This is a genomic window from Clostridium guangxiense (genome assembly GCF_021043395.1).
GTDB lineage: Bacteria > Bacillota > Clostridia > Clostridiales > Clostridiaceae > Clostridium_S > Clostridium_S guangxiense.
Genome location: NZ_JAJNKE010000007.1, coordinates 42,739 through 61,828 on the forward strand (window position 1 = coordinate 42,739; position 19,090 = coordinate 61,828).

The 19,090-nt window shown below is 31.6% G+C and carries 13 protein-coding genes and 8 tRNA genes; 6 read left to right on the forward strand and 15 right to left on the reverse strand.

Annotation, left to right across the window (positions count from 1 at the left end; all coding sequences use genetic code 11):
• The first annotated feature begins 568 nt into the window (after window positions 1-568).
• The gene (locus LQK79_RS06790) at window positions 569-1,549 is read left to right on the forward strand and encodes a DnaD domain protein (protein WP_231016028.1); all 981 of its coding nucleotides are present in this window, start codon (window positions 569-571) and stop codon (window positions 1,547-1,549) included.
• Complete coding sequence (locus LQK79_RS06795; protein WP_231016029.1) at window positions 1,542-2,528, forward strand: ATP-binding protein; 987 nt, start codon at window positions 1,542-1,544, stop codon at window positions 2,526-2,528. The genes LQK79_RS06790 and LQK79_RS06795 overlap by 8 nt, the downstream gene beginning before the upstream one ends.
• Before the next feature lie 235 nt (window positions 2,529-2,763).
• Here LQK79_RS06795 and LQK79_RS06800 read toward each other — a convergent pair.
• The 8 genes from LQK79_RS06800 to LQK79_RS06835 all read right to left on the reverse strand — a co-directional run bounded on the left by LQK79_RS06800 (window position 2,764) and on the right by LQK79_RS06835 (window position 3,471).
• Window positions 2,764-2,839 (reverse strand) — tRNA-Thr (locus tag LQK79_RS06800).
• Window positions 2,840-2,862: 23 nt separating this feature from the next.
• Window positions 2,863-2,939, reverse strand: a tRNA-Asp gene (locus LQK79_RS06805).
• A gap of 9 nt (window positions 2,940-2,948) precedes the next feature.
• Window positions 2,949-3,024: transfer RNA gene (locus LQK79_RS06810), tRNA-Val, on the reverse strand.
• 15 nt (window positions 3,025-3,039) lie between these two features.
• Window positions 3,040-3,114: transfer RNA gene (locus LQK79_RS06815), tRNA-Glu, on the reverse strand.
• A gap of 7 nt (window positions 3,115-3,121) precedes the next feature.
• A tRNA-Thr gene (locus LQK79_RS06820) sits at window positions 3,122-3,197 on the reverse strand.
• Between the two features lie 23 nt (window positions 3,198-3,220).
• A tRNA-Asp gene (locus LQK79_RS06825) sits at window positions 3,221-3,297 on the reverse strand.
• Window positions 3,298-3,306: 9 nt separating this feature from the next.
• Window positions 3,307-3,382 (reverse strand) — tRNA-Val (locus tag LQK79_RS06830).
• 14 nt (window positions 3,383-3,396) lie between these two features.
• Window positions 3,397-3,471 (reverse strand) — tRNA-Glu (locus LQK79_RS06835).
• A gap of 595 nt (window positions 3,472-4,066) precedes the next feature.
• Between LQK79_RS06835 and LQK79_RS06840 the strand changes: the two genes are divergently transcribed.
• The gene (locus tag LQK79_RS06840) at window positions 4,067-6,391 is read left to right on the forward strand and encodes a YhgE/Pip domain-containing protein (RefSeq protein ID WP_231016030.1); all 2,325 of its coding nucleotides are present in this window, start codon (window positions 4,067-4,069) and stop codon (window positions 6,389-6,391) included.
• A gap of 160 nt (window positions 6,392-6,551) precedes the next feature.
• Here LQK79_RS06840 and LQK79_RS06845 read toward each other — a convergent pair whose 3' ends face one another.
• On the reverse strand, window positions 6,552-7,673 hold the full coding sequence (locus LQK79_RS06845) for a glycoside hydrolase family 88 protein (protein WP_231016031.1): 1,122 nt from the start codon (window positions 7,671-7,673) through the stop codon (window positions 6,552-6,554).
• Between the two features lie 122 nt (window positions 7,674-7,795).
• On the opposite strand from LQK79_RS06845, the gene LQK79_RS06850 reads away from it, so the two are divergent.
• Window positions 7,796-8,584: a helix-turn-helix domain-containing protein gene (locus tag LQK79_RS06850; protein ID WP_231016032.1), complete on the forward strand. Its 789-nt coding sequence runs from the start codon at window positions 7,796-7,798 to the stop codon at window positions 8,582-8,584.
• 3 nt (window positions 8,585-8,587) lie between these two features.
• Here the strand turns inward: LQK79_RS06850 and LQK79_RS06855 are convergent, their stop codons facing one another.
• The gene (locus tag LQK79_RS06855) at window positions 8,588-10,603 is read right to left on the reverse strand and encodes a heparinase II/III family protein (protein WP_231016033.1); all 2,016 of its coding nucleotides are present in this window, start codon (window positions 10,601-10,603) and stop codon (window positions 8,588-8,590) included.
• Between the two features lie 381 nt (window positions 10,604-10,984).
• Here LQK79_RS06855 and LQK79_RS06860 point away from each other — a divergent pair, with 381 nt between their 5' ends.
• Window positions 10,985-12,202 (forward strand): BaiN/RdsA family NAD(P)/FAD-dependent oxidoreductase, encoded by a 1,218-nt coding sequence (locus LQK79_RS06860; protein WP_231016034.1) that lies wholly within the window; start codon window positions 10,985-10,987, stop codon window positions 12,200-12,202.
• 451 nt (window positions 12,203-12,653) lie between these two features.
• Here LQK79_RS06860 and LQK79_RS06865 read toward each other — a convergent pair whose 3' ends face one another.
• The 5 genes from LQK79_RS06865 to LQK79_RS06885 form a co-directional block, all read right to left on the reverse strand.
• A complete protein-coding gene (locus LQK79_RS06865; RefSeq protein ID WP_053243452.1) occupies window positions 12,654-13,400 on the reverse strand; it encodes an acyl-[acyl-carrier-protein] thioesterase in 747 nt (248 codons plus the stop codon).
• 170 nt (window positions 13,401-13,570) lie between these two features.
• Window positions 13,571-13,765 (reverse strand): DUF1858 domain-containing protein, encoded by a 195-nt coding sequence (locus tag LQK79_RS06870; RefSeq protein ID WP_053243453.1) that lies wholly within the window; start codon window positions 13,763-13,765, stop codon window positions 13,571-13,573.
• A gap of 150 nt (window positions 13,766-13,915) precedes the next feature.
• On the reverse strand, window positions 13,916-15,202 hold the full coding sequence (locus tag LQK79_RS06875) for an adenylosuccinate synthase (protein ID WP_053243454.1): 1,287 nt from the start codon (window positions 15,200-15,202) through the stop codon (window positions 13,916-13,918).
• A gap of 119 nt (window positions 15,203-15,321) precedes the next feature.
• Window positions 15,322-16,518, reverse strand: a complete 1,197-nt coding sequence (locus LQK79_RS06880) for a glycosyltransferase family 4 protein (RefSeq protein WP_053243455.1) — start codon at window positions 16,516-16,518, stop codon at window positions 15,322-15,324.
• A 255-nt stretch (window positions 16,519-16,773) separates the two neighbouring features.
• Entirely contained in the window at window positions 16,774-18,147 is a 1,374-nt protein-coding gene (locus tag LQK79_RS06885) for an NAD(P)/FAD-dependent oxidoreductase (protein WP_053243456.1), read from the reverse strand.
• Window positions 18,148-18,471: 324 nt separating this feature from the next.
• On the opposite strand from LQK79_RS06885, the gene LQK79_RS06890 reads away from it, so the two are divergent.
• A complete protein-coding gene (locus LQK79_RS06890) occupies window positions 18,472-18,984 on the forward strand; it encodes a CDP-alcohol phosphatidyltransferase family protein (RefSeq protein ID WP_053243457.1) in 513 nt (170 codons plus the stop codon).
• Window positions 18,985-19,090: the final 106 nt, after the last annotated feature.

Sequence of the window (19,090 nt, forward strand, 5' to 3'; positions counted from 1 at the left end):
CCCACAGTAGTACAAGGAAAAAATTCCTCCGTACCTACGGAATTTTAGCATAAATCTTTGTAATACGTTATTTAAGCAATTTATAATCATTTTCATTGTTAAATTTTGCTAACAGTGTATTTTTCGTAGAGAATCGGATTATAGAATGTACATAATATTTCGTTTAAGAAGGATAATGGGCAAAGCCCAAACCTCGTATATGTGTATATTCCTTGCTTTTTCGATCTAAGTGAAGTGATGTTGACTTGGGATGGTTTAAATAAAGCTTTATAAATCTTAGATGATAAATCGTAAAAGTCTTAGAGAATTTAATCTGTTTGAGCGTATGCGAGTTATTAAATTCTCTTAGATTTTTAGGATTTATCGTCTTAGATTTATTAGCTTTATTTAATATCCCAAATCAATATCACCTTGTTAAATTCCAGTTTGCCTGAATGAATTTTGTATTAGTCATCTCAATCTTCCAAGTTATCTAACTATAATTATACATTTAAATACTTATAGTTGTTATATTTACTTTTTATATTATAATATATGTAGAATATTTTTTAAGAAAGGTTGCGATACTATGAGCACTTTCATGTTTAAGGCTAATTCCAATAATATCACACCTGTAAGCAATATATTTATAGAAAAATATATGCCAAATGCACGTGGAGAGTATGTTAAAGTATATCTGTTAGGGCTTAAGTATTGCGTTTGTGGTGAGCCAGGTATTAATTCATCAATGATGGCTTCAATTCTTCATTTGCTTGAAACAGATGTAATAAATGCATGGAATTATTGGAATGACGAAAATGTAATCAAATTAATTCCTTTAGATAATAAGGGTAACTTTAATATTCAGTTTTTAAATTTAGTAGACAATTTTGAAGAAAAAGACGAAAATGTCAATTTGCTGAGTGAACTTAATAAGGACTCCATAAAAGGTATGCTTCAAGATATAGAAAAATTGCTTGGAAGAACTCTTTCGCCAAAGGAAATGACGGTTTATATAGGATGGCAAAATGACTTTAATTTTTCTCCAGAGTTAATATTGCTGCTTATACAATACTGTGTTTCAAAAGGCAAAACAGATTATAGATATATAGAAAAACTAGCTATATCTTGGCATGATTCTAATATAAAATCCGTAGAAGATGCCCAAACATATATAAAAAAGCATGAGGACAAATGGATTAAAATACGCAAAATATTGAATTATCTTGGAATAAAAGATCCTGAAGTAATGAAACCACAGGAAAAAATCCTTGATAAATGGATAACCACCTATAACTTTTCTACAGATGTTATACTAAGAGCCTGTGATATTTGTTTTGAAAGAATAAACAAAGCCGATTTTAAATACATAGATGCAATTTTAACCAACTGGTTTAAATCAGGAATCAAAACTGTTTCCGATGTAGACCTTAAAGATTCAAAAAAAGGTTCCTTTAAACAGTCTAAGCCTAGCAGTACTTCAAAAGGAAACTTTAATAATTATGAACAGAGAAATTACGATTTTGATGATTTAGAGAAAAAATTATTAGGATGGGATAACAATGATTAAGGGCTATGCTGAAGAAATAGAAAAAATATATTCTAAAATACGTGAGAAAGAAGCATTTGAACTAAAAAAAAGAAAAGAAGAAATAGCATTAAAACTTCCTGAAGTTATTAACATAGATAATAAGATAGGAAAACTTTTTATACAATTATCAGTAAGCATGTTTAAGGATTTAAAAGTCGATAGAAATACCTATATCAAAAATTTAAAAGATGAAATTACAGACTTAAGAATAAAAAAATCTGAGATACTTTCCTCACATGGATATCCTATAGATTATTTAAATATTAAATATAGATGTCCAAAATGTAAAGATACAGGCTATATAGAAACTAAAAAATGTTCCTGCTATAAAAAATACCTCGTAAAATTGTACTATAAAGATTCTGAATTAAACTCATTATTATCTATAAATAATTTTGATAACTTTGATATAAATTTTTATTCTACACGAAAAACCCAAAATGAGTTAGAGAGTCCAAGAAAAAATATAGAAAAAATATTTACTAGAGCACTGAACTTTGTAAACACTTTTGATACTTCTAAAGAAAACCTGCTTTTTTATGGGAATTCTGGCACAGGTAAAACTTTCTTATGTCAGTGTATTGCAAAGGACTTACTCGATAAAGGACATCTTGTAATATACAAAACCTCTGATGATTTGCTTAATATTCTAAAGAAAATAAGATTCGAAAACAACTCTGAGCTAGAAGATTTAATTGTAAACTGTGATCTTCTTATTATAGATGACCTTGGTACAGAGCAAATAAATGACTTTTCCAAAACGGAAGTTTTTAATTTAATAAATAGAAAGCTTCTAGCTGGAAAGAAAATGGTTATATCTTCTAACCATACTTTAGAAGGATTATCTAGAATATATTCCGAAAGAATTACCTCAAGGTTATTTGGTGATTTTACTCTTTGTAAATTTTACGGAGACGATATAAGAGTGAAAAAAAATCTAAATAGGATGAAAGAGTAAACGAATAGTATTTCAAGACATTAAATAAAAGCCATAAATCTAAGAATAAAAATATTAAAATTCTAGGATTTATTGGCTTTTATTTAAATCGTCCCAAAATACCATTCGTTCACTTGACCGAAAAATCAAGAAAAATTTAAGAATATCAATAATTCAATGTGGATTGCAGCAATATTTAAGCAATTTGAAACTTACGTATAAAACAAAAAACTCTAGAAATTACTTTCTAGAGTTTTGGTGCTGGCAGAAGGAATTGAACCCTCAACCTACTGATTACAAGTCAGTTGCTCTACCAATTGAGCTATGCCAGCTTATGTACTATTTCATTTTAAATTGGCGACTTGGAAGGGGATCGAACCCTCGACCTCTGGCGTGACAGGCCAGCACTCTAACCAGCTGAGCTACCAAGCCGCAATATTGTGGTGGGCACTACAGGGCTCGAACCTGTGACCCTCTGCTTGTAAGGCAGATGCTCTCCCAGCTGAGCTAAGCGCCCACAATATTTTTTAAATGGTGACCCGTACGGGATTCGAACCCATGATACCACCGTGAAAGGGTGGTGTCTTAACCGCTTGACCAACGGGCCATATACTTGGTGCTGGCAGAAGGAATTGAACCCTCAACCTACTGATTACAAGTCAGTTGCTCTACCAATTGAGCTATGCCAGCTTATACATTATTTCATTTTAAATTGGCGACTTGGAAGGGGATCGAACCCTCGACCTCTGGCGTGACAGGCCAGCACTCTAACCAGCTGAGCTACCAAGCCGCAATATTGTGGTGGGCACTACAGGGCTCGAACCTGTGACCCTCTGCTTGTAAGGCAGATGCTCTCCCAGCTGAGCTAAGCGCCCACAATATTTTAAAATGGTGACCCGTACGGGATTCGAACCCATGATACCACCGTGAAAGGGTGGTGTCTTAACCGCTTGACCAACGGGCCATATGTTATTCATTTAATCCGGCCTCGCGACCCGACAAGTAATATAATACAAAAAAAATCATCATGTGTCAACATATTTTTTAAATTTTTTTATTTAAATTTATAAAAAGCTATTTTTGAACTAAAATACGGTAGAAACTAATACTTATATTCCCATGATAGTATTATACACCCATTTAATTCTACATTATTAATTTAATCTCATCAAAACTTTATTTTAAAGATAGATTTTTATATATTCCATCACTTCTCTATTTCTTTTCAGTAAAATGCTATGTCACATCTATAGGAGGATGAGAAAAATCTGAAAACTTAATGCTTACGCAATCTCACCACATATGGTGTTCAGTGCAGCTGACATTATATAATTTCCAATATTCACCTGAGTAAAACGAAAGGTAAATCCACATTCACTCTACTCTGTACTCTGAATCAAAAAGTATACAAAAATTTTAAAAATAAACTTAATGGCTTAAATACTAACTTTTAAGATTTATAAACGTTTTCCTGGAAATTGCCGCCTAGTGCAAAAATCAAAAAGTTATGCTATTTTTATACTGACCAGTAAGTACAAAAACAAGAGAGGAGGAAAATTATGGAGTCAAAACAATCAAAATTCAATAAAAGTTTCTTGTGGAAAATTATAGCCATAGTTACTTTCGCAATTATGTTTATTCCTATGATGTATTCACTTTTTTATTTAGGTGCATTTTGGGACCCTTACGGAAGTTTAAAAGACGTTCCTGTAGCATTTGTTAATCTTGATGAACCTTATATGAAAGATGGCAAAGATTATACTTATGGAAAAGATTTAGAAAAAAAGCTTAAAGATAATGATTCCTTTAAATGGGAATTTATAAGCTACAATAAAGCTAAGAAAGGTGTAGATGGTGCATCTTATTATGCTATGATAGTAGTTCCTAAAGACTTTTCTAAAAAATTAGCAAATTCAACAAGTGGTGATTTTCAAAAGCCGCAAATAATATATAGAGCTAATAAAGGAAGAAACTTTATATTCTCTCAACTTTCATTAAAAGGTGCGGAGAGCATTCAAAATCAAATATCAAGTAATATTTCAAAAGAAACCTCTAAAGTTTTAGTTGATAAATTATATGAGGTTAAAGCTTCATTAAAAGATGCTAGTGATGCACAAAATAAGATTCAAGATGGAACACAAAAGTTACTTGACGGAAGTGGTACTCTTGCCACAAACTTAGTTACTGCTTTTGATGGATCAAATAAACTTAAAACAGGGTTAGACAGTGCAGTAACTGCTTCAAGTACTTTAAAAAGCGGATTAGACCAACTATTCAACGGAAGTATAACTCTTAACAATGGTTTAAATTCTGCTTATAGTGGTTCGACGGCTCTCAGCGGATTAAGCGCACTTGCCGAAGGTCAAAAAAGAGTAGTTGGTGGCTTAAATGATTTAAGTAATAACTTAACTCAATTTAAAACAACCATTAATGTACCTGGCGGAGACATGGATACTTTAATTAACAGTTCTAAATCAGCAAGCAATATAGCTGATGGGCTTAATACTGGAGTAAAAAATCTTAATGACGCAGTTTCAACCAATCTCGAAGATGCTGCTAGTGGAGTTGATAATGTCAATCAAAATATAGATTCAGTTGATCAGCTTTTGCAAAGAGCAATGGATGAGCTTTCAACAGATCCATCACAAGCAAAGGAAGACATGGAAAAAGCAAAAAATACTACAGCTGCTCTTAAACAAATCACTCCTCAAATCTCTGAGCGCCTAAGAGCTAGTAAAAATGTTGTTAGTGACAATCTTTCAACTGCTGCAGCTGGCTTAAAGCAATACAACGCAGGAATATATGCCGGTACTTTAAAAGCCCAAGCTAAAACCTCTGGCACTATAGACAAATTTATAGGCGGAATTAAACCTCTTCAAGATGGAAGCTCAACTATTTATACTAATTTAAACGCTGCAGCTTCAAAGACAAGTGATTTTACAAATGGTTTATCACAATTAAGCAATGGTTCAAAGAATCTTATGACAGGTCTTGGAGCTGCAAGTAACGGAGCAGGTCAACTTACAAGTGGATTAAATACGGCAACTTCAAGTACTGGTACCTTAGCAAGCGGTTTAGGTCAGTTAAGCGATGGAGCAAAAACTTTAAATTCAGGCTTAGGAACTTTAAATGATGGAACTACTAAATTAAAAACTGGATTAAATGATGGATATAGCAAACTCAATGACAACTTAAAATTTACTTCTAATGATATGTCAAAGTTTGTTTCTGACCCAGTTAAGTTAAGTGATCAATCTATAAATGATGTAAAAAAATACGGTGAAGGACTTGCACCATACTTCATTTCACTTTCCTTATGGCTTGGCGCTATGTTTGTAAACATCATCTTAACCTTGGTAGATAAGTTTAAATTAACTGAGAATAAATTTCTTAATAGTTTCATAGGTAAGTTTATAGCTGGAGTAGCTTTAGTATCTGTACAAGCTATAATATTAGCATTATCATTAAATGCTGGTTTGGGCTTAGATGCCGTAAATACAACTTACTTATATTTAAATAACATATTTACTTCATTAGTTTTCTTTAGCGTAATGTACGGGCTATCAGCAGCATTCGGGATCATGTCAACACCAATATCCTTTGTGTTACTCATATTGCAATTATCTTCCTGTGCAGGTACATTTCCTATAGAAACAGCACCATTATTCTATAGAGTTGTTAGTAAGTTCATACCTATGACTTATACTGTTAAAGTAGTGAGAATGATACTTAGTGGAATAGATCACTCTGGACTTATGCAAAACATTTCAATACTTTTAACATTTATGTTTACATTCCTCATAGGTGGTTTCTTAATACAAACTCTTAGAACAAAGCTTTCAGAAAAATTTGCTTCTAAGAAAACTGCTGAAGAAGCAGCTTAATAATAACCTGTACTGATAAAAAAGCTTCTGCACAATTTAGTTGTGCGGAAGCTTTTTTTATCTCACAAGATGGAGACTGCGGTGATTTCACCCTTTTCACCATATATTTTATACTCCAGATAAATGCTATTATAATAAATATGCGTGACTTTTTTACTTATTACCACATAAATGATTCTTGACCTGTTAATTTCCAAATTGCTTCTATGAAATAATAATCTCCATAAATAAGCGAATTCTCATGACTTTTATCATGGTAAGTTACAGTACACTTTTCAACAATATTGTCTGTATTTTCATTCCAGTTGCACCTATAAGTACTTAATGCCATCAGCAGCTTCAATGCTGCATTATGATATATATGTTTTTCATTTTCCTCCATATATTTTTCTATTTCTAACATACCACATGCTGCAATGGCAGCTACTGACGAATCTTCCCACACACAGTCCTTTGGTTGACGAAAATCCACTGGTATGAAACCATCTTCTGGTATATTCGAAATAAAGTAATTTGCGACTTTCTTTGCAGTATCCAAATATTCTTTATTTTTTGTATGAATATAACTAAGTATAAATCCATAAAGTGCCCATGACTGTCCTCTTGTCCATGATGATCCTTCTTTATATCCCTGACCTCCATCTGTGCGGATAACCTCACCTGTTAATGGATTAAATACAACAATATGATTTACAGACCCATCTTCTCTTACGAATTTCTTTTGTGCCATATCAGCATGTATTGTTGCTATATGCAAAAATCTAGGATCGTTAATTTCCTCGTATGCCCAATATAATAGTGGTAAATTCATCATACAGTCGATGATTGCAATTCCTGCGTTACATCCATCTCCATTATCATTCCAAGCTCGAAGATAGTTTCCTGCTGGATTTAGGCGACCTGCTAAATTTCCAGCTGCAACAATTGCAAGATTAAATGCCTCTTTGCTTCCGGTTAAACGATAATCTGCAACTGCTGTTAGTAGCCATCTAAACCCATTGTCATGATCAATGCCTCTATAATCGATAAGGTTCCTTTTAAGTTTTCTTTCATTATATCTGGCTATTTCACAGTAAATATCATCACCTGTTGCATGATACATCTGCCACATAATGCCTCCCCAAAATCCATTTGTCCACCAGAAAATATCACTTTCTGATAAATCATCAAATTCACCATTGTTCGTTGTATATGGTATTTTATCACGATTTCTTTTTGCTACAACTTCTATTTTCTTCTGTATCTTTTTTGCAATACTTTTTATCCATTCATTTTCATCCATACGAAATTCTCCAATCCATTTCTTTTTTCTGTATTATAAACATTTGACATATAAATTTTAATATCCTATAATGTGATTTACTAACCTTTTCTGTTACTTTTTCTTAGGAGGTATATTATAATATGTTTTATGTTCTAATGGGTGGTTCTAATGCAAAACATCCTCCATCATTTTTTATGTCACGACCAAGAGGATTAAACCACTATCTTTTTTTGCTTGTAAAAGTCAACGCTCAATTTACTGTTGATAATAGAACTTTTGCAGTAAATCCAAACAGTGCAATTATAATTGATCGTAATACACCATATGAATATTCAAATCCAAATGGTTATTACATTGATGACTGGATTCATTTTGACACAACATGTGAGTATGAGTTTCGTTCTTCTGGAATTGCATTTAATGAGGCTTATCCAATTAGTAATCCTTCAATTTTAACATCATACCTACAACAGATTATGTGGGAACAAAACTATACCTCCCCTAGATTTAAAGCTGCTAACATTGATATGCTTCTTCATATATTAATGAACAAGCTAATCTTGGCATACGAAGAAAAAGACCGAGTCCGTCAATACAATCCTTATCATACAAAACTGCAAAAACTTCGTCTGTCTTTATTATCTGCACCATATAAAAAAAGTACTCCAGCAGCAGCTGCTGATTCTTTAGGCATAAGCATTTCTTATTTTCAGCATTTATATAAAGATTTTTTCGGCATATCATTCCAGACCGACTTAATAAATATGCGAATCGAATATGCAAAGGAATTAATCACAACAACAAATTTATCCATAGAACAAATTTCTCAGCATTGTAGTTATTCAAATGAAGTACATTTCTATCGTCAGTTCCACAAAAAAACAGGAATGACACCATTAGCATATCGTAGTATGCGACAAGGTAATTAGTATTCACCAATTTAATACTTCACCTACAAGGTAATCTCTATCTTTATCAAATACAATCACATTGCCATATCCCATACAACCATCTGCTTCTACCAAATCTGTAGGTGAATTCACTTCTTGATGGCATATTATAATAACATATGTTTTTTCATTGCATATTATTTTAAGACCTTCTGCCATAGTATCGTCATAATAACTTCCCTTTAATGCTGATTTCACTCCAATCTTATCAACTGTAAATTTTTGCTTTGCATCAGCATTGATAACTGTAATAAGACTTGTAAATCCTATATTCTGTCTAACAATTTTACATATCATATTATTTTCTTCTTGATTATAATTTCTAGAAATATGTCCCTCTTGTAAATTTACCTTAATATCTGCTGACATAAAATAAAAATCTACACATGCATTTTTTCCTGTATAATTGATTTTATTATTCTCGTCTTTTGTATATTTTACTTTACCATAATTACTAAAATGAAAAAATTGTTCATATTCATGCTTTTCACTCGTATACATTTCATCAACGATTATATAAATATCTTTACCAATATTAATTATTTTTCTATTAACATATACTCCACCAGGAATATCCATGTATCCTAAATGTCCAGCCTGTACAAACTCACAATTTTGCGTTTTTGAATATCCCTGTTTTACTGGCTGTGATAATTTAGAGCATAACCATGAATCCTTGCATACTGTAAAATATTTATTATCAACAGTTATTGTATTATGTGCATCAGGATTTTTATATTCAAATCTTTTTGGTCCATACACATATGTATATCGTCCACTATCCATAAGCACATCTTCACCATTAACTACTAAATCTATGTGTAGTTGATCAGAATGTCCATGACCTGCTCCTAAAGTCCCTGCATGAAAATGTAAAAGATTAGCCCTCTCCGACCAGTCTGAACGTAAATATGTGTTGCCACTATCACCTAGCATTATTGATGTAACCTCTGGTTCTTTTGACTGAATATTTTCATATTCTTTTTCCGCTTTTATGCCAAGGTCCCAAATACTTTCAAAATCAAATTTTTCATATCCTCCAAATTTAAGTACTGGATCATTATAAATATATGCTGCAGTGCTTACTAAATCTCTTATATCAGTATCATCACTGTCCCCCATCATAAATTGATTATGATTTGGCTTCATCCAAGCAACATTTGCCAATGCCATCTTTTTTACCCTCTCATAAATACTATCAGGGATTGTAACATTATTTCTTGAAGCTAGAATTAATACATCAAGATAACAATGGAATACTTCATTATGATACATTGGTGATTGTTCCCACTGAACACCATCATTCATTATTTGCATTCTTGCTTCAATTTCTAAATTTTTTAATGCTATCTTTATATATTCATTTGTTCGTTTATGTGGTGGAAGACATATTGCAATTTCAAACAAACCATGATTTTGTAAAACTCCCCAGTTGCTTATATAACAATAATTAGAATGACTCTCAATTAAATATTCTGCATGCTGTATCATACAATTATAAAATTTATCTAAAAATTCTTCAGTTACATAAGGACTATCTTTGAAGTAGCGTAATGCCTTATTCCATGTTTCTCCACGTAATCCAACCTCTAAAGTACGCCATGGACCAGCTTTGTATTCATCTGTAAGTGGAACATTATCAATCCAATCTTCTGTCAATTCTACATATGCCTTTGCATATTTTTCATCACCTGTAAGCAAATATGCCTGTCCAAGACATATGAAAAAGCGATGTCGATTAAATTGGTATACAAATTCCGGATCACCATATGGTATATAACTCCAATCTATTGTTCCTTCAAATGTAACTGGGTCATACGTTCTCTCCATATCCCATTTAAGATCAAAAACAAAATAGTGCTTACAAACTTCATCAGCTACTCGAATAATATGTTTTATATCTTCTTTACAATTCTCCATACAATATTCTGCAATAGCATCCCCATCGTCAAAAAAATAACATGAATTATCACGATTAAAAAAATCTTCTTTCTTCATAATTTCTCCTTTCTTAAATTCATTTAATATTTATTAAATTTTATATAATGTTCTGTTTTTATTTACAATATCATTTTTCCATATATAAATACTTAAAGTCAATAAACTATATTGCTATAAAGTAACCAATTTGTCTTTCTTTCTGTTTATATTGCCACAACATCCTGTTATAATGAATGAAATATCCATTGGTTTCTGTCAAAAATATTATCCTAATAAGCAGTAATACATTTATAACTGGATCTTGTTTTTGATTTGTTAAATTCAAAGGTGAAATACATAACAATAAAAATTTACAAATAATCTAGCTTTAATATTAATTCTGATGTAAAATATATTGAAGTTTTAATATATTTAAATTTATCTTGAGGAGAGATTTTAATGAAGGTAATTGTAATTGGCGGCGGTGCAGCTGGAATAACGGCAGCAATTTCTGCTAAGGATTCTGGCTATGATGTTTCAATAATTGAAAGAAATGATAGAATAGGCAAAAAAATATTGATTACAGGCAATGGCAGGTGCAACATAACAAACGAAAATATAAATGAAGCTAGATATCATAGTCAAAACAATGGCTTTTTTAAATATGCCCTAGATAAATTCAATAAAGACAGTACTATAGATTTTTTCAGTATGCTTGGGCTTCCACTTACAACTTTAGAAAGTGGTAAGATGTATCCAATGTCTCTCCAAGCCTCATCTGTTCTTGATATACTAAGGCTTGCACTTGAAGATAGGGATATCCCTGTACATACGAATTCAAAAGTAATTAAAATAGAGAAATCAAAGAACACTTTTAAAATATACGATTCAAACGATAAACTTTATGAATGTGATAAAGTTATACTTGCATGTGGTGGCAAATCTGCGCCTAAAACCGGTTCTGATGGCTTTGGCTTTAAACTAGGTACAAATATGGGTCACAGCATAGTAACTCCTCTTCCTGCCATAGTACAACTAAAATTAGTGCATAATAGTCTTAGAGCTTTATCTGGAATAAGATTTGATGCTAACACTAAAATTTTCGTCAGCGACGAATTAGAAAGAACAGAATTTGGTGAAATTCTATTCACTGATTATGGAATATCTGGTCCTGCTATACTTCAGCTCAGCAGAATAGCATCTATCGGAATTGAAAAGAACAACAATGTTGTTTTACAAGTGGATATTTTACCTAACATAGAAGAAAATAAAATTCAGGAATTCTTTGAGAATCATTGGGGAATGTTCTACTATAGAAGTGTATTTGACTCTCTTGTAGGAGTTATACATAAAAAACTTATACCTATACTTCTTAAAGAAGCCAACATATCAAATATTCACAAACAGTGCTGTGATTTAACGTGGGAAGAAAAATCAAATATAGTAAGCCTTCTTAAAAAATGGAATTTTGTTGTTAGTGGAACGAATTCATTTGAAAATTCACAGGTTACCGCAGGAGGCATAAATACTAGGGAAGTCGACGAAAAAACTCTTCAATCAAAACTTGTTTCTGGTTTATACTTCTGCGGAGAAATACTAGATGTTGATGGAGATTGCGGTGGATTTAACCTTCAATGGGCATGGAGTTCTGGATTTTTAGCAGGACAAGTGAAGTGACAGTATTTTGCGATATGCTATAGATGAACAAGCTGAAAGCTTAAAATTAGTACCATCAAATTCATCCAGTTAAATTGGAATTTGTCGAGCACTATAGTGAAGGGTTTTACGGTGCTGTGCACGTAAAAGATGAACTTTTTTATCTTCAATAAAAAGCTAAGGTTGATTTTCCTCCGTTTCCCTACGGAAAATCTTTAACGTATTTAAATTATTTATTTTTCGTAGAGAAACGGAGAAAAATATTCCTTAACCTTTTGCCGTGGCAAAAACCTTCACCTTTGACAAGCAAAGCTATGTCAAACCCTTCACTTTTCACATAAGTGAAAAATTTAGTTTTTTAATGAGCAGGGCGAATTAAAACCCTTCACTCAGCTCGACAAATTCCAGTTTGTTAGGATAAACTTGGAATTTAGAATTTTTAGATTCTAGGTTGTTCATCCTTATTACTCCTTTAGGCCTTTAAAAATTCGGTCTTTATTAAAGTAAGCTTTTCACCTTCACTATTTTTAATAACATGATCAAAAATATATTTATCTTCTATTTCCTTCATTTGAGTTTGTACAGTTATAGTTTCTCCATAAGAAGTTTCTTTCTCATAAATAACCCTTATGCTGGAAACAGAGCAATTTTTAACAACATCAAGTGGTATGTTTTCAAGCGCCCATGACACATACTTTACATTGTTAACATGTTTATTGGTATCTATATCACTGTATCTTACATCAAAGCTTTTCTCACTGCTTATTTCTGAAGGTAATAAGAGCTTTTCAAATTCAAGCTGCTGGTCATCTTCTACCCTAAGTCCATAAGCTCTATAGATGTCCTCTGGCACCCTACAAGGCCTTCTTCTCTCCGTATTGATTAGAAACCACAGTGAAGTAGCTTCCCCTATTTTCTCACCTTTATTGAAAATCTCAAACTTTCTATATGCATAAAACTTTCTTATAGAATATGGAATTGTTGTTACAGTTATAGTGTCATTATATTCAGGATATTTGTCCATATGTACATTCCACTTGTATACTACCCATGCCATTTTATTCCTCATTAAGTAATCTATTCCTACGCCAAGTTCTTCGCTCTGATATGTAGCCAAATCTCCCAAATAACTCATTATAGAAGTAATATCGGCTTTTTTATCATAATTGACCTCATAAAAATGAATATTATAATCTTTTTTACTAATAATTTTATCCATACAACCACTCCAATATAAAAAAATAAGCATTATCAATGCCTTCTAGATAAATTACTTCAACCAGCAAAGTTTATTTGCACCAAAATATTCAAAAGATAACATTTTGGTACAAATAAACTTTAAGTTTCATATAGTTTATCTTTAATTATAGCATTGATAATGCTTATTTACTATACGGTTTCTTTATTTAATTCTTGCATTATTTCATTTACATCTAGTCCATGAACCATAGCAGCTTCTTCTATAGTTTCTCCTTGAGCTGATGGACAAGCAATACAACCCATTCCAAAACTCATCAATATACGAGCTGCATCTGGATATATTCTTAAAGCTTCGCCAATTGTCATATCCTTAGTTAACTTCATGATACATCTACCTCTTTTCTTTTATTGATGATTATATTATACCCAAGTTTTTTAAGTTGTCAAAATTTATTTTATGGCTTTGCTTTAAATAAGTGTTAATTTTTACAGTTATTTAAAGCAAAGCTTCCTTTACTACGTTTAGCTATCTTTTTATATATCACTTATTTTTATTGTCTGGTCTCTTTTTGCTCCAACGGAAACAATTGATATTTTAGTTTTAGTAAGTTCTTCTATTCTCTTTAAGTATTTCTTTGCATTTTCAGGCAGTTTATCATAACTTCTAGCTTCTGCAACTTCTTCGCCCCAGCCATCAAATTCTTCATATACAGGTTTGCAAAGTGCTAAATCTTCTAAGCTTGCTGGTATATAATCTATAACTTCTCCATTGAAATCATATCCTACGCATACTTTTACTTTATCAATTCCAGCCAAAGTATCTATCTTAGTTATAGCAAAACTTGTTAAACCTGAAACTCTTGCTGCCTGTTTTAATATAACTGCATCAAGCCATCCACATCTTCTTGCTCTTCCTGTTGTAACCCCATACTCGTGTCCAGCTTCTCTTATATGATCTCCCATTTTATCAAATAATTCAGTAGGGAAAGGTCCTTTTCCAACTCTAGTTGTATAAGCCTTTGCAATACCAACAGCACTATCTATCATTCCAGGTCCTATTCCAGTTCCAGGACATACGCCTCCACCTATAGTATTTGATGATGTAACATAAGGATAAGTTCCATAATCTATATCTAAAAGGTTACCTTGTGCTCCTTCAAAAAGCACACTCTTACCTTTTTTAATTTCATCATAAACAATAACAGAAGTATCTTTAACATATGATTTCATTCTTTCTCCATAAGCAAGATACTCTTCACACATTTTTTCATAGTCAAATCCTTCAATACCATATACTTTTGTTAATATAGCATTTTTTATTTCCAGATTTGATTTTAACTTTTCTTTGAATACTTCAGGATGCATAAGATCACAAACTCTCAAACCAGATCTCTCTGCCTTATCTGTATAACAAGGTCCTATTCCCTTTCCTGTAGTTCCAATATCTTTTTTTCCTCTTAACTTTTCACTTGCACCATCTAATGCTCTATGATAAGGCATTATAAGATGTGCTCTATCACTTATAACCAATTTTTCAGGAGTAACTTCAACTCCCATTTTATTTAAATATTCAATTTCCTCGAATAAAGACTTTGGATCTATAACCACTCCATTGCCTATAATATTTAATTTATCATTATATAATATTCCAGATGGTATTAAGTGCAATTTATACTGTTTATCTCCTACTTCAACAGTATGACCTGCATTATTTCCACCTTGAGATCTAGCAACAACGTCAGCTCCTTCTGCAAGATAATCTGTCATCTTACCCTTTCCTTCGTCTCCCCATTGGGCACCTAAAACAATAAATGCTGACATAACAATTCCTCACTTTCATAACAAAAGATTATTTTATTGAAAACTTACCAAAGATAAATATAACATAAAAAATTTATTTTGTCTTTAGTTTTGAATAAAAAATCGAATATTTATTCTCCCTATCCAAATATTGTTCGTAACAAGTGAGAATTGTGGTTGTCGTCTTTTTTTTCATTAAGAACTTCACCATAGATTTCAAAAACTTTCTTTCCAAAGTTCTCTGTAGAATATAATTGAGCCATTTTTTTAGCTCCCATACTCATATGATTTCTAAGCTCTTTATTTGATATAATTGCCTTTATATGTTCAACAAATTCATCCTCGTTTGTATAGGTATATCCAGTTTCTCCATTTATAATAAGGTTTTTTATACATAAATCCCATTTGCACACAACGGGACATCCGCTAGCAACTGCCTCCAGATAAGTAAGTCCCTGAGATTCACTTTTAGATGCTGTAACAAATGCTAATCCAAGCCTGTAGTATTTTTGAACCTCATCAACGTCTATCATGCCAGTGAACTTAACACTTTCTTCTATATTAAGTTCCTTAACCATGTTTTGGAGTTTTATAAGGTATGGTCCTCCCCCTACAATAAGGAGCTTTATATTTGGCATATTTTTTAACACACAGTTAAATAAATTAATGATTTCATCTATATTTTTTTCCTCCGCAATTCTTCCCACATACACTAATATATCATCAGAACTGCTTAAGCCATATTTTTTGAGTAGCTTGCACTTCTCTTCCTTAGATACATTCTTACCAAATTTTCCAATATCTATTCCTGTTGGAATTATCTCTATATCCGTTGATACATCATAACTTATTAGCGCTTCTTTAACTTTTTCCGTAGGCGCTATTATTTCATCGAAAGTGTTACACAATAACCTTATTATTTTCGCCATTGTATTTTTGCGTATTACTTTTCCTTTTAAAAAATACTTTAAATAATCCTCATACATAGTATGATATGTATGGATTTGAGGTATATTTAATTTTCGTTTTATATATTTTGCTACTATCATAGTGGAAAACTCAGTTTGAGAGTGTATTATATCTGGCGACCATTCTACTATATCTCTTATAATTTTATTTCCAAACGGCCGTATAACTTTAGCCTCAGGATATACCCTTACAAATCTGGAATTTAAATAGTATATATCTCCCTCAACATGCTGCTTACCATCATAAGACAAGGTAAGTATTCTAACGTCATTCCCCAATCTTTTAAGCTGCTTATATAAATTATTAACAGAAATTACAACTCCATTTATCATTGGATAGTACGTATCTGTTGTTATTAAAATTTTCATCTTACCCTCCATATTTTTAATTTTATAAATATGGAAACTTCATTAAAATAGCTGCTTAATTTTCCATATATAAATAAAATAAATCACTTTACCTAATAAAATTTATTTGTACCATAATACCTAAAAGCATAGCACTGCGGCACAAATAAATTTCAGATTTCAAGTAATTTATCCTCAACAAAATAATTTCACAAAAATAGTATATACCATAATTCTTATATTCATTTAATATATATCTTAAAAATTTCTTAAATATTAATTCTGTTTTCCCGCAAGTAATCTTGCAACATATATTCCACTTGCAGATGCCTGTGATAATGAATGTGTAACACCAGATCCATCTCCAAGTATATATAATCCTTTAATTTTAGTCTCAAGATTATTGTCAACCTCAACTTTAGAATTATAGAACTTAACCTCTACGCCGTAAAGCAGAGTATCTTCATTGGCAGTTCCAGGTGCTATATTATTTAATGCATAAATCATTTCTATTATATCATCAAGTTGTCTTTTAGGTATTACAAGGCTTAAATCACCAGGAGTTGCTTTCAAAGTTGGTATAGTGAAGCTTTTTTCCATTCTTCTTTCATTAGTTCTTCTTCCATTAACTAAGTCACCAAATCTTTGAACTATGACTCCTCCACCAAGCATATTGCTAAGTCTAGCTATAGATTCTCCATATTCATTACTGTTTTTAAAAGGCTCAGTAAAACGGTTTGACACAAGAAGCGCAAAATTAGTGTTACTAGTATGAAGCTTTGGATTTGAATAACTGTGACCATTTACAGTTATTATACCATTTGTATTTTCATTTACAACTTCTCCATGAGGATTCATACAAAAAGTTCTAACCATATCCCCATACTTCTTTGTTTTATAAACTATCTTGCTTTCATATACTTTATCAGTTATATGTTCAAATACCTCTGCTGGAAGCTCTACACGTACTCCAATGTCTACTCTATTGCTTTCAGTTTTTATCTCTAATTTTGAGCATATCTCTGAAATCCACTTTGATCCAGAACGCCCTGTTGCCAATATCAATTTTTTTGATTTAAATGTGCTCTTATCCGTTATTACTTCAAACTCATCATTTTCATTAACTATATCTTTTACTTCAGTATCAAAAAGTATCTCTATTTTTTCATTTAAGTATTTAAAGATATTTCCCATTATAACTACATTTCTATCTGTTCCCAAATGTCTTACCTTTGCATCAAGCAGGTGTAAATCATGCTGAAGTGCTTTACTTTTAAGATCAGAATTATTTGTTGAATAAAGCTTAGCATCTTCTCCCCCCATGCTGCATAAAACCTTATCAACATAATTCATTAATTCCAATGCTTCATTGTATCCTAAATACTTATACAATTCTCCACCGAAATTATTTGTTATATTATATTTACCATCTGATAAACTTCCTGCTCCACCATATCCATTCATTATATTGCAAACCGGACATTGAATACATGTTTTTATCTTCTTACCATCTATGGGACATTTCCTTCTATCTAAGCTGTGTCCCTTTTCTATCATTAGCACCTTTAAATCAGGGTTAATTTTTACAAGTTCGTATGCAGCAAAAATACCACTAGCTCCTGCACCGACAATAATTATATCATAATTCATAAAAAGCCCTCCTAAATATGTTATGCACTACAGTATTAAATTTTAAAATTTTGTACTATACTCGAAAACCAACCTTAACTGTATCCTGTCAATTGTATTCTGTCAACTGATATAATTTCCATAATAACCAGTACACTACAAACTTAATTTTAGTCAAATCCAATCTTCTAAATACTATACTATATAGTGTTATACCTCTAACCATATTATCAAAGCTGAACAATACAGTCAACATTATTTACCAATTCTTAATAGACTTTACTTTTAATATTTTATTAAATATATGTAAATAATATAGACATAAAACAACAAGAGGTGACGATAATGAATGCAGCCAATATTATTACTATTTTTAGATTTATTTTCATTCCATACTTTATAATTGTGTTTTTCTCTAATTCTCCAAACAACATATATTTTTCTGTAATCATCTTTTTTGTTGCAGGTTTTACAGATATACTTGATGGCTATATAGCAAGAAACTTTAATATGATAACCAAACTTGGAACTGTACTTGACCCTTTAGCAGATAAGCTCATGCTAATTACCGTGTTAACTTGCTTTACTATAAAAAATTATATACCTATGTTTATAATAGTAATATTATTAGTCAAAGAATTGTCCATGATTCTTACAGGAATAATTCTCTACGAACAAAACATAGTTATACCCGCTAACGCATTTGGCAAAGTCTCCACATTTTTATTTTATATTTCTATACTTCTTGTTGTTTTTAATAAAACCTTGGGAACAATTTTGTTATATTCTGCTTTACTAAGCACCTTAATAGCCTACGTAAATTACTTTTTTATATTCATGAAGAGAAAACAGATGTAATCATACACGAGGTTTGGGCGAAGCCCATTATCCTTCTTGAACATGATGTTATGCTCTTTCAATCATACACGAGGTTTGGGCGAAGCCCATTATCCTTCTTGAACAT